General features: G+C 49.2%; 8 protein-coding genes. 3 read left to right on the top strand and 5 right to left on the bottom strand.

Annotation, left to right across the window (positions count from 1 at the left end; translation table 11 throughout):
- Window positions 1-257 precede the first annotated feature (257 nt).
- Window positions 258-2837 (top strand): TRAP transporter permease, encoded by a 2580-nt coding sequence (locus L4C42_RS06660; RefSeq protein WP_353497074.1) that lies wholly within the window; start codon window positions 258-260, stop codon window positions 2835-2837.
- Between the two features lie 119 nt (window positions 2838-2956).
- Window positions 2957-3397, top strand: a complete 441-nt coding sequence (locus L4C42_RS06665) for a universal stress protein (RefSeq protein WP_353497075.1) — start codon at window positions 2957-2959, stop codon at window positions 3395-3397.
- A gap of 86 nt (window positions 3398-3483) precedes the next feature.
- Here L4C42_RS06665 and L4C42_RS06670 read toward each other — a convergent pair whose 3' ends face one another.
- The 3 genes from L4C42_RS06670 to rapA all read right to left on the bottom strand — a co-directional run bounded on the left by L4C42_RS06670 (window position 3484) and on the right by rapA (window position 8256).
- Window positions 3484-4446, bottom strand: a complete 963-nt coding sequence (locus tag L4C42_RS06670) for a D-2-hydroxyacid dehydrogenase (RefSeq protein WP_353497076.1) — start codon at window positions 4444-4446, stop codon at window positions 3484-3486.
- 34 nt (window positions 4447-4480) lie between these two features.
- The gene (rluA, locus tag L4C42_RS06675; RefSeq protein WP_429759866.1) at window positions 4481-5218 is read right to left on the bottom strand and encodes a bifunctional tRNA pseudouridine(32) synthase/23S rRNA pseudouridine(746) synthase RluA; all 738 of its coding nucleotides are present in this window, start codon (window positions 5216-5218) and stop codon (window positions 4481-4483) included.
- Between the two features lie 128 nt (window positions 5219-5346).
- Window positions 5347-8256 carry an RNA polymerase-associated protein RapA gene (gene rapA, locus L4C42_RS06680; RefSeq protein WP_353497078.1) on the bottom strand — a complete coding sequence of 970 codons (2910 nt, stop codon included), beginning with the start codon at window positions 8254-8256 and terminating at the stop codon, window positions 5347-5349.
- Between the two features lie 565 nt (window positions 8257-8821).
- On the opposite strand from rapA, the gene L4C42_RS06685 reads away from it, so the two are divergent.
- Window positions 8822-10198: a PhoH family protein gene (locus L4C42_RS06685; RefSeq protein WP_353497079.1), complete on the top strand. Its 1377-nt coding sequence runs from the start codon at window positions 8822-8824 to the stop codon at window positions 10196-10198.
- 203 nt (window positions 10199-10401) lie between these two features.
- Here the strand turns inward: L4C42_RS06685 and tldD are convergent, their stop codons facing one another.
- Window positions 10402-11841: a metalloprotease TldD gene (gene tldD, locus L4C42_RS06690; protein WP_353497080.1), complete on the bottom strand. Its 1440-nt coding sequence runs from the start codon at window positions 11839-11841 to the stop codon at window positions 10402-10404.
- A 25-nt stretch (window positions 11842-11866) separates the two neighbouring features.
- Window positions 11867-12685 (bottom strand): carbon-nitrogen hydrolase family protein, encoded by an 819-nt coding sequence (locus L4C42_RS06695; protein ID WP_429759922.1) that lies wholly within the window; start codon window positions 12683-12685, stop codon window positions 11867-11869.

Consider the following 12685-nt stretch of genomic DNA (forward strand, 5'->3'; position numbering starts at 1 on the left):
ACTTCGTAGGGGAGGCATCGCTTCCCCTACAGCTTTTCTATTATGAGTAACACTCAAAACAATTAACACCAGTGCATCCAACTGGTGTGGCTATTTGGGCTCTCTTTCCAAGCCCGTCATTAAGAGCCCAAAAACACAACAACTGCTACACGTTTGCATCCATTGACTACAATGTTAAATGCGAAATAGGTTCGTGCCTTTTTAATTAGCCTTTGGCTTAAACGTCACGAATCCAAAAATAATAAAGGACAACGTACATGACGCAGACAACACAACCGTCGCAAGATGTGCAAGACATGGTCGCACAGGCTGACACTGGCGCACGAAGCCCTAAGGGGATCCCTGCCAAAATTCTTTGGTTCGTGCCGCTATGTTGGTCACTGTTTCAACTTTGGTACGCTTCACCACTGCCATTTATATTTAACTTTGGCGTACTGAACGACACTGAAGCGCGCTCTATTCACCTAACCTTCGCTATTTTCCTAGCGTTTACCGCCTATCCAGCGATGAAGAATTCGCCTCGAGACAGAATTCCTGCCATCGACTGGATTTTGGCGCTTGCAGGCAGTTTTTCTGCCGCCTATATCTATTTATTCTATACCCAGCTTGCTGGGCGCTCTGGAGCACCGACGACAATGGATATCGTCGCTGCAGTCACGGGCATGGTGTTGCTATTAGAGGCGACACGCCGTGCACTCGGTCCACCGCTGATGGTGGTCGCTGCGGTGTTCTTGCTGTATACCTTTGGTGGCCCATACATGCCGGACGTCATCGCGCATAAAGGTGCAAGCCTTAACAAAGCGATGTCACACCTATGGCTCACCACTGAAGGTGTGTTTGGTGTTGCACTTGGTGTATCGACCTCGTTTGTATTCCTATTCGTACTATTCGGCGCAATGCTTGAACGTGCTGGTGCGGGTGCATACTTCATTAAAGTTGCGTTTTCACTGCTTGGCCATATGCGCGGCGGCCCTGCAAAAGCCGCGGTGGTTGCGTCTGGTTTATCTGGCCTAGTGTCGGGTTCATCGATTGCCAACGTAGTAACCACAGGTACCTTTACCATTCCACTGATGAAGCGTGTTGGCTTTCCTGGCACTAAAGCTGGTGCAGTAGAAGTGGCCGCGTCCACCAATGGACAGCTCACACCACCAATTATGGGTGCAGCGGCATTCTTGATGGTGGAATATGTCGGTATCTCTTACGTTGAGGTTATTAAAGCTGCACTTCTGCCAGCACTGATTTCTTATATTGCTCTTATCTACATCGTTCACCTAGAAGCATGTAAGGCTGGTATGACGGGTCTTCCTCGTCGCCACACCCCAACACTGGTACAAAGCCTGCTGTCGTTTACCGGTACTATTTTGGGTCTGTGCGTCATCAGCGCCGTAGTCTACTACGGTATTGGCTGGACTAAAGGTGTGTTCGGTGATGCAGCAACACCTATTGTGGGTGCAGTTCTCCTGCTTGCTTATGTTGGCTTGTTACGCATTTCGGCTAAGTACGCCAAAGAGGGCGGTCTTGAGATTGATGCAGAACTAAATGAGGTTCCTGATCCGGGTCCAACCATTAAGTCTGGTTTACACTTCTTGCTACCAATCGTGGTACTGGTTTGGTGTTTGACGGTTGAACGTTTCTCACCAGGTCTGTCCGCATTCTGGGCAACTGTGTTTATGATCTTTATCCTGATCACTCAGCGTCCTTTGATTGCTTTAATGGCGAAAACCAATGATGTTACCGAAGAACTTAAAGCGGGCTTCGTTGACCTAGCAGAAAGTCTTGTCTCTGGTGCTCGAAACATGATTGGTATCGGCGTGGCCACAGCGGCTGCAGGTACCGTAGTGGGTGTTGTTACTCTAACCGGTATTGGCCTTGTGATGACCGACTTCGTTGAGTTCATTTCCGGCGGTAACATCATCTTGATGCTGCTGTTTACCGCGGTTATCTCACTTATCTTAGGTATGGGTCTACCGACAACGGCGAACTACATCGTAGTATCAACACTGATGGCGCCAGTGATTGTAACGCTTGGCGCGGCACACGGTCTTATCATCCCACTGATTGCTGTTCACTTGTTCGTGTTCTATTTCGGTATTCTTGCTGATGATACGCCACCAGTAGGTCTCGCCGCCTTTGCTGCTGCAGCCATTGCTAAGTCAGACCCTATCCGTACCGGTATTCAAGGTTTTACCTACGATATTCGTACTGCCATTCTGCCGTTTATGTTTATCTTCAATACACAGCTATTGATGATGGGCATTGATTCTTGGTGGCATTTGGCACTGACGGTGATTTCAGCGATCATTGCGATGCTTATCTTCTCTGCAGCGACGCAAGGGTGGTGGTTTACTAAGAACAAGTGGTGGGAAACGGTGCTGCTTCTAGCGCTCACTTTCACCTTCTTCCGACCGGGTTTCTGGTGGGACATGATCTATCCAGCTAAGGTTCTTTCACCTGGGGTTGAGATAGCTCAAATTACTGAAAACCTAAATGTTGGACAATCACTTGAGTTAAGAGTCGCCGGTGAAACACTGGAAGGTAAATACGTCGAGAAGACCGTTCGTCTACCATTTGAAGATGACGCCGTTGGTGCAGACGATCGTATCTCATCTATGGGTCTAATGCTTAATGAAACTGACGGTAAAATGATTATCGATATGGTTGAATTTGGCAGCCCAGCTGAGGCATCTGGTCTAGACTTTGACTGGGAAATTAAATCTATCGTGCAGGAAGCGGATAGACCAATGAAAGAGTGGGTATTTGTACCTGCCCTGCTTTTACTTATTGCTATGGCGATGAATCAAAAGCGTCGCGCTCGTCGTGAAAACCTGAGCGCATAGGTAAGTTAGGCTCCAAGTTTAATGCTTGGAGCCTTCTACCTTTAAACGGAACGGATAATACTAGCCAAGCTTATGCTTTACCCTATGCTAGTAGGGTAGGAACCAAAAAGAGAAATAACATGTACAAGCAAATCCTTGTTCCTGTCGATCTGAATGACAAAGGCTTTTCAGACAAAGCCGTCGAAATCGCCGTTTGGCACGCCAAACACTCCAATGCAGAAGTGCATCTGCTGAATGTTCTGCCTGGCATTCACATGTCTATGGTCGCAAGCTACTTCCCTAAAGATGCGGCAGCACAAATGAAAAATGATGTGAAAGCACAATTAAAAGCGTTTGCCGAGCAGCATATCTCCGAAGATGTGGTGTACAAGGTACATGTTGCAGAGGGCAAGCCTTATGCGACTATCCTTGATTATGCCGAGCGCCTTGGCGCCGATCTCATCGTCATGCCAAGCCATAAACGCTCGAAAATTGATAAGGTTGTCCTTGGATCTGTGGCGAGTAAAGTGGTGCAAAATTCGCCTATTAACGTGCTGGTCGTAAAACCACAGACAAGTTAAGCCACAGGCAAGCTAACCGTATGCATACTATAAAGCCCCACCTCACGTGGGGCTTTTTGTTTGTGCGGTTTCTAAATGGCGCTCCTCTATACCACTCGGTTCTGATCAACGCCTTCCATCGCGACTTCAAGGTTACTGACCAGTATTTCGCACAACTTGGTTATCGATGAATCGCTACCCCACGCGACATGCGGCGTCAGTATTAAGTTGGGCAGTTGCTGATTGGCGACTAACGGGTTATCCATAGGCGCAGGCTCTTCGATAAAGACATCAACGCCAGCACCGGCAATATCTCCCTCTTTTAGTGCTGCGATAAGCGCCGCCTCATCAACCAAGCCACCACGACCGGTATTAATAAGCACGGCCGTCGACTTCATTTTACTCAGCGCAGCAGTATCAATCAGGTTTCGAGTTTCTTCAGTGAGTGGGCACAGCAGCGCTATCGCATCACTACTGGCTAAACACTCCTCAAATGCGACATACCCTGAGCGGCACTGGGCAGCACCTTTACGTTCAGCAAACTGCACCTTAATACCGATGGCACGTGCCAATACCGCCGTAGCCTGCCCTAACGCACCACTACCAATGATACCGAGTGTAGAGCCCGCCATATCTTGAATTGGATGAGTAAAGAAACAGAACTTGTTTTGCCGCAGCCACTCGCCCGCAGCAATATCACTATGGTAGGCCAAAAGGTTTCGCTTTAAGGCAAATAGCAAACCAATGATGTGTTCAGGGACGGATTGGGTCGCATACCCTTGAATATTGGTGACGCGAATGCCACGCTGTTGGCAGTAGTCCAAATCCACATTGTTGACGCCTGTTGCTGCAACGGCGATGTGCTCAAGCTTGGCTGCGTTACTCAACACATCGGCTCCCAAAACCACTTTATTGCTCACCACAATATCAGCGTCAGCAATTCGCTGTTTCACCTCATGAGGTTCAGTTTTGGAGTAATTGACCCATTGGTGGTCAAAAGCAGGCGTAGGTATAGGAATGTGAGCTGGGATCGTATCTCGGTCTAGGAATACAATCTTTTTGGCGGCCATGACCTCTCCTTTGATGTTCACGGCCGACAGTTATTTATGGCCGAGGAAGAGTCTTATAATCCGGTAATTGTGGCGCTGGGTCAAAGTGCTCAATCACAAGTTGCTCGGTCTGTGGGTAAAAATCACACGGGACAAAAATCGCCTGAAGCTGCTCGGTTTGTGGATGATAGAAACAGAGCTCTGAGGCATGCAGCTCTAGACGGTCAGAATAGTTCATGGCCTCTTCATGAGCATAGAACTCATCACCCACAATAGAATGACCGAGAGCCAGCAAGTGAACGCGCAATTGATGAGAGCGCCCAGTGATCGGAAACAGACGAACGATACTGGTTTCCTCTTCCCGCTCAACCACTTGGTAGTAGGTTTGTGACGGCTTACCATGCTCATAGCACACCTTTTGGCACGGGCGGTTTGGCCAATCACAAATCAAAGGCAGATCAATCAGCCCTTCACTCTCTTTCGGCGTGCCCCAAACGCGAGCATAGTAAATTTTGTGCGTCAGACGGTATTGAAACTGTTTCTTTACCGAACGCTCTGCCTCTTTGGTTTTCGCCAGCAGCATAAGGCCTGATGTCGACATATCAAGTCTGTGCACCACCTGAATATCAGGGTAGTCGGTGACTAAACGGCTCCACATACTATCGTAATGCTCCGCCGCTTTTCCAGGAACCGACAACAGTCCAGAGGGCTTGTTGACCGCAAGGATGTGCTCATCCTCATAGACAATATCAGTCCAAGGATCAGTGGGTGGGGTGTAGCTTAGCATGGCCATAACAAGGTCTCGCAATGGAAATCAGAATAGCTGACAGGAAAAACAAAAGGCGCAACTTACGCTGCGCCATTGTATCAATCGCATCTCGGGTTGGCGAAATGCTTAATTAAAAAGCCGAATATATAAGCTTAGTTATGGCTGACGACAATCAAGCGCAGCGAATCAAGCTGACCTTGTGCCTTATTGATGTAGCCATCTAGCTCAGCAATTTGAGACTCAATCGCTTCAATCTCTTCATCACGGATATTTGGGTTAACCGCTTTCAAGGCTTGCAGACGCTCAAGCTCGCCGTTAAGACTCGCGTACATCGCTTTGTGCGCATCTTCACGAACTGCAGTCACCTTCTCTTCAACCGCGCCGTTACCCGCTTCAATTAGACGATGAACGTCCGCTTGAACTGAGCCTACTAGCTTGCTCGCTAGATGACGGTTTACTGGGCTAAGTTGGCGGTTGAAGCCTTCAAACTCAACTTGTGAAGAGAGATCGTTGCCACGGCCATCCATCATCATGCGAATTGGTGTTGGCGGTAGGAAACGGCTAATGCCACTTTGCTTCGGTGCTTGCGCATCCACAACGTAAACCAACTCAAGCAAAATCGTACCCACTGGCAGCGCTTTGTTCTTCAGTAGCGATACTGCACTCGTGCCTACACCTTCACTCATCACCAAGTCGATACCGCCTTGGATCATTGGGTGCTCCCAACTGATAAAGTTCATATCTTCACGAGACAGCGCGGTATCACGATCAAACGTAATGGTCGCACCATCGTATGGAAGACCTGGGTAGCTTGGCACCATCATGTGCTCAGATGGAGTCACCACAAGAGCATTCTCACCTTTGTCGTCTTGGTTTAGACCTATGGTGTCAAAGAGGCTCAGCGCAAATGTCACTAGGTTAGTATCGCCGTCCGTTGCTGAGATCTTCTCTACAATCTGCTGCGCCGCTTCGCCGCCATTGGAGTGCATTTCTAGCAGGCGATCACGGCCTTGCTCCAGCTCGTGTTTCAGCTCTTGGTTGTATTGACGAGAACCTTCAATCACATCATCAAGCTCACTGATATCACCGCTGGCTAGCATGTTAATGATGCTTTCCTGGTAGCGGTCATATACCATGCGCCCCGTTGGACAAGTTTCAGCAAACGCATTCAGACCTTCGTTAAACCAACGCGCTAGAATGCCTTGCGACGTGCCTTCTAGGTAAGGGACGTGTACATCGATATCACGTTTTTGACCAATACGATCTAAGCGACCAATACGCTGCTCTAGAAGATCTGGGTTGAATGGCAAGTCGAACATCACAAGCTGGTTAGCAAACTGGAAGTTACGACCTTCAGAGCCAATCTCACTACAGATCAGAACCTGAGCACCGCCCTCTTCCTGCGCAAAATAAGCCGCCGCTTTATCACGCTCTAGAATCGACATGCCTTCGTGGAAGACAGTCGCGCGAATACCTTCACGCTCACGCAATGCTTGCTCAAGTTGCAGCGCAGTACTCGCACGAGACGCAATGACCAAGATTTTCTCACTGCGTTTCGCGGTGATCTTCTCAATCAGCCAGTTAACTCGCGAGTCAAACTGCCACCAACTTGAATCTTCACCTTCAAACTCTTGGAAGATCTCTTCTGGGTAAAGCATCTTCATGGCGCGCGCTTCAGGCGTCATCTTACCGCCAATCATGCCAGAAACACGCATTGAAGTGGTGTACTGCTGCGGGATTGGCATCGGCACCAAGTTAACATTACGTGTAGGGAAACCTTTGATGGCGGCGCGAGTGTTTCTAAACAATACGCGACCTGTGCCGTGACGATCCATCAGATTATCGATAAGCTCTTGGCGCGCTATCGCTTTCTCTTCATCACTGGCCTTACTTTCTAGCACATTAAGCAGTGGCTCTACATCTTGCTCGGACAGCAGTTCGGTAATTTGGTTTTTAGCATCATTCGCCAGAGATTGACCTGAAAACAGCGCTGTTACCGCATCGGCAACCGGAGCATATTGCTCTTCTTCTTTAACAAATGCGTCGTAGTCAAAGAAACGATCTGCATCGAGAAGACGCAAACGGGCAAAGTGGCTTTCGCGGCCAAGCTGCTCAGGAGTAGCAGTCAGTAGCAGCACGCCCGGCGTTTTTTCTGCTAGCGCTTCAACCACTTGGTATTGACGGCTTGGCTGCTCTTGGCTCCACTCTAGGTGGTGTGCTTCATCGACCACCAACAAGTCCCACTCGCCTTCCAGCGCTTGTTCAAAACGCTTGCGGCTCTTGCGAAGGAAATCCAGTGAACACAACACAAACTGCTGAGTATCGAACGGGTTTTCAGCTTCCGCGTACGCTTCAATACAACGTTCTTCATCAAAGATAGAGAAATGCAGGTTAAAGCGACGCATCATTTCGACAAGCCACTGGTGCTGCAGGGTTTCAGGTACCACGATCAACACACGCTGCGCTCGACCAGATAGTACCTGCTGATGAATGATCATGCCCGCTTCAATGGTCTTACCTAGGCCTACTTCATCGGCAAGCAGTACGCGAGGCGCGTAGCGGCGACCCACTTCATGGGCAATAAACAGCTGATGAGGAATTAGGCCTGCACGCATACCACACAGACCACGCATTGGACTCTTGTGTTGTTCATACTGGTTGCTCAGCGCGCGGTAACGCAGCACAAAGTTGTCCATGCGATCGATTTGACCCGCGAACAATTTGTCCTGTGGCTTGTTAAAGCGAATTTGGTGGCTTAGAAAGATCTCGCGCAAAGCGACATTCGCTTCTTCAGTATCTTGACGGGTACCCACGTAAGTGAAGATACCTTGGTCTTCGATCACTTCTTCAACTTCTAGCGACCAGCCTTCTTGGCACTCAATGACATCACCGACATTAAACGTAACTCGGGTGACAGGCGCATCACTACGAGCGTATACGCGATTCTCTTCTGATGCTGCAAACATAAGTGATACTGTTCTCGCATCCAGTGCGACGACCGTACCCAAACCTAAATCACTTTCCGTATCGCTAATCCAGCGCTGCCCTAAAGCAAATGTCATAGAGAGACTACCTCAATTCGTGTCGATTTTTGTCATTTCAGCGGTAACACAGCCTGCCAAATCGTGGCGCACTGAGCTCAATACTCCGCCCAAATAATAGTAGGTGATAGAGCAAATTTTGCTCACCCCATCCCCTAGATGAAAGGTCGCTAATCTTACTTGAAGGCGTGATACAGGTCACGCCAATTACAAGGAAAAGCTGAGTTTTTTTTGAATTGTCGTGGTTGACATCAAACTGCAAAAAAACAGTGTCATTTCTGAGAACGAAAGTAACATTTTTCACTTATACTCAGAATGTAAACGTTAACGACATATGACTACTCGCCAAGCCCTGATAGTCACCTCTCTCGTTAGCCTTACAGGGAATCAGGTTCAATTCGATATCATTCCAATTGAACGTAACACGGTTGACTCACTAAGATAGGACATCAGAGCCAGCGTAGATCCCCAGCATTGCTAGAACTAGTGAAACGGCTAGAACCAGCGAATGTGGACAGACAGTCTGACTCGATCGCCATCTGAGTTAACCGCAAAGGACAAGCGCCAGTTGCGGCAAGGAGACTCTATGGGCGATACCGACCGTAAAATTTTCGTTCTCGACACCAATATCCTTCTCCACGAACCTCACGCCATTTTTTCCTTCAAGGAACACGATGTCGTCATTCCGATGACGGTTCTCGAAGAGCTCGACCGAATTAAAGACAGCAAACGCGATGTCGCGCGTGATGCTCGTGTCGCCATTCGAGCCCTCGAAGATATTTTCAAAGACGCCACACCAGACGAGATTTCAGAAGGCATTCCGTTTTCCAGCAACATCGAGGCAACGGGCACCATTTCCATCCTCGCCGATTACGTACTGCAAGAAACCGTCAAAGCCTTTGCCGACAAAGAGGGAGACAACCGGATACTGAACGCAGTGCTCTATCTGCAGAACAAACGTTCACCACGCGAGGTGGTGCTGGTGACGAAAGACATCAATATGCGACTACGCGCTAAAGGGGCTGGCGTACGTTTTGTTGAAGATTATCGAACCGACCAACTGATTGATGATGTGCAGTATCTGACAAAAGGCTTCCAAAAATCGCAAGGCGCGTTTTGGGAGCACATTGATGAGGTTGAAACCAAAACCTTGGCCAGCAAGACCTATCACACCTTCGACCGAGAGGCGATTGACCCAACCTTCATCAACCAATACCTCATCGACGAGTCGAGCGACTTTGCAGGGCGAGTTGCCGACATCGACGATGATAAGGTGACGATTCGCGACTTGAGCCAAGAGCGCATGCTGTGCCGTCAAGCGTGGGATATCAGACCGAAAAATATCTACCAAGGCATGGCGATGGATGCCCTACTCGACCCGGACATTGACTTAGTCATTCTCACGGGTGCGGCAGGTAGTGGTAAAACCTTACTTGCCATGGCTGCTGCACTGGAGATGACCATAGAGCGTGGCATGTTCGATAAGATCATCGTAACCCGAAACACGCCGGACATTGGTGAGTCGATTGGTTTCCTACCGGGTACTGAAGAAGAGAAGATGATGCCGTGGTTGGCGGCGATTACCGACACCCTTGAAGCGCTGCACAAGAACGATCACTGTACTGAAGGGTCACTCAAATACATTTGCGATAAGGCTAACATTCAATTTAAGTCGATTAACTTTATGCGCGGTCGCTCGATTCAAAATGCGTTTGTGCTGCTTGATGAGTGCCAAAACCTAACCGCATCGCAAATTAAAACCATCATCACACGCTGTGGTGAAGGCACCAAAATTGTTTGCTCTGGCAACTTAGCGCAGATTGACTCGCCTTACTTAACGCCGGTGACATCAGGGCTCACTTACATGGTAGAGCGATTTAAGAACTTTGGTGGCAGTGCCAATATTCACCTCAATGGTGTGGTGAGAAGCCGATTGGCGGAGTTTGCTGAGGAGAATTTGTGAGTCTTTCGCGGGATAGCAATACTACGGAATGACAATACTGGGTCATAAAACTAGTGCGTCATAAGAGAAGGCGTCATCCCCTTGAAAAAGGGGGATCTCTTCCAGCGCATGACGCGCTGTGAGAGATCCTCGCTTTCGCAAGGATAACGTTATATCAAATGACGGGATACCGAATGACAGTAATTATAGTCGTACGTGTAAAGTTAGTCCGTGCCACCAACAGTTAGGGAATCCAACTTCAAGCTAGGCTGACCCACGCCGACTGGCACGCTTTGTCCTGCCTTACCACACACGCCCACACCGCGGTCAATCGCTAAGTCGTTACCGACCATGGACACTTGCTGCATCGCTTCAATACCGGAGCCAATCAGCGTTGCGCCTTTCACAGGGGCGGTAATCTTGCCGTCTTCAATCAAGTACGCTTCTGAGGCTGAGAACACAAACTTACCCGAGGTGATGTCCACCTGACCGCCGCCAAAGTTTGGCGCATATAGGCCTTTCTTCACCGTTGAGATGATCTCTTCAGGAGAGTGCTCACCCGGCAGCATGTAAGTGTTGGTCATACGCGGCATTGGTAAGTGCGCATAAGACTCACGACGCGCGTTACCCGTTGGGTTCACGCCCATAAGACGCGCATTGAGCTTGTCTTGTAGGTAGCCTTTCAATACACCGTTTTCGATCAGGGTATTGTATTGACCATGCACACCTTCATCATCAACGTTAAGTGAGCCGCGCAAATCTTGCAGCGTGCCGTCATCAACAATGGTACAAAGGTTTGAAGTGACTTGCTCGCCAACCTTGCCTGAGAAGACTGATGACTCTTTACGGTTGAAGTCACCTTCTAGACCGTGACCTACCGCCTCATGGAGTAGTACGCCAGGCCAACCGGCACCGAGTACCACAGGCATCATGCCAGCTGGAGCGTCAATCGCTTCAAGGTTAACCAGTGCTTGGCGAATTGCTTCGTCTGCGTAGTTGTAAGCAACCTGCTGACCTTCTTCCGTTGATAGAAAGAAATCATAACCATATCGGCCACCACCGCCCGCACTGCCGCGTTCGCGACGATCGCCTTTTTGCGCGAGCACGCTAATAGATAGTCGAACCAATGGACGAACATCACCCGCCAACGTGCCATCGGTTGCCGCGACCAGCATCTGCTCATACACACCGCTTAGGCTCACTGACACTTCTTTGACCAATGGCTCTTTGGTGCGGATGTAGGCATCGAGCTGTTTCAGCAGCTCGGTTTTTTGCTGCTTTTCCCAGCTTTCCAGCGGGTTCACTGCCGCATAATAGGCTTGGTTGTCGCTGCGGGTCAGCGCTTTAACTTGAGCGCTTTGACCTTGCTGGGCAATACCGCGAGCTGCGACTGCGCTCTGCTTCAGCCCTTCAAGAGTGATTTGGTCGGAGTATGCAAAACCGGTTTTCTCACCGGTTACAGCGCGCACACCAACACCGCGGTCGATGTTAAAAGAGCCATCTTTGATGATGCTGTCTTCAAGGACTAAAGATTCGTGCCAGCTGGATTGAAAATAAATATCTGCATAGTCAATTTGGCGAGTCGCAATGCTCGCCAGCGTAGCTTCAATATCTTGCTCAGAGAGACCAGTTGGGCCTAGTAGCGCGTCTTCTATGCGTTCCATATTTGATTGCTCTTAGTAAGTATAATTAGTGGAGATGTTGCTCGAAGCGGATATGCTTAGCGACAGGCATACTCTGCCTTACCTCTTCGACCACATCAAAATTCAATTCGGCAGTAATGGTGCCCGCTTGCTGCTCAAGTTGACCTTGGATCTCGCCCCAAGGAGACACCACCATAGAGCGCCCCCAAGTCTCTCGACCGCATGGGTGAGTACCACATTGATTGGCGGCAACGATCCAACATTGGTTTTCGATAGCTCTTGCTCGCAGCAGCACTTCCCAATGTGCCTTGCCAGTCACCGCGGTAAACGCAGCTGGCACAACAATCACGTTAGCGCCTTGCGACCTAAGTGCGCAGTACAAGTGCGGAAAGCGCAAATCATAACAGATAGATAGCCCAATCGCGCCAAAATCTGTCGGCACCATAGCAATGTTGCCCCCGGCCTTAAAGGTTTCGGACTCTCGATACGTCTTGTGGGCGTCATTCACATCGACATCAAACATGTGCAGCTTGTCGTAATGATTCATACGCTGACCATTAATGTCAAAGACCAATGTGGTGGTCGACACTTCGCTTTCGGAAATGCGAATAGGGAAGCTGCCAATGATCAGATTCACGCTATATTGTTTAGCAAGGTTGGCAAGCTTGGTTTGAAACTCACCCTGCCCCAAGTACTCTGCGTGCTGATGGTAGTCTCGGCGCTGGCCGAATACCAACGCATTTTCAGGCATTAATATCCAGCGCATGCCTTTGTCTGCCAAAAACGCCACTTTTTGCTCAATGTGCTCAAAGTTACGTTGCGGGTCAGGCCCCGAGGTCATTTGTATGATTCCAAAGCGTTCCAT

The organism is Vibrio wakamikoensis (genome assembly GCF_050337275.1).
GTDB lineage: Bacteria > Pseudomonadota > Gammaproteobacteria > Enterobacterales > Vibrionaceae > Vibrio > Vibrio chaetopteri.

Coding starts and splice junctions, on each gene's coding strand:
- L4C42_RS06670 (WP_353497076.1), bottom strand. CDS start 4,446: ATGGCCGCCAAAAAGATTGTATTCCTAGACCGAGATACGATCCCAGCT.
- rluA (WP_429759866.1), bottom strand. CDS start 5,218: ATGGCCATGCTAAGCTACACCCCACCCACTGATCCTTGGACTGATATT.
- L4C42_RS06665 (WP_353497075.1), top strand. CDS start 2,957: ATGTACAAGCAAATCCTTGTTCCTGTCGATCTGAATGACAAAGGCTTT.
- L4C42_RS06685 (WP_353497079.1), top strand. CDS start 8,822: ATGGGCGATACCGACCGTAAAATTTTCGTTCTCGACACCAATATCCTT.
- L4C42_RS06660 (WP_353497074.1), top strand. CDS start 258: ATGACGCAGACAACACAACCGTCGCAAGATGTGCAAGACATGGTCGCA.
- L4C42_RS06695 (WP_429759922.1), bottom strand. CDS start 12,685: ATGGAACGCTTTGGAATCATACAAATGACCTCGGGGCCTGACCCGCAA.
- rapA (WP_353497078.1), bottom strand. CDS start 8,256: ATGACATTTGCTTTAGGGCAGCGCTGGATTAGCGATACGGAAAGTGAT.
- tldD (WP_353497080.1), bottom strand. CDS start 11,841: ATGGAACGCATAGAAGACGCGCTACTAGGCCCAACTGGTCTCTCTGAG.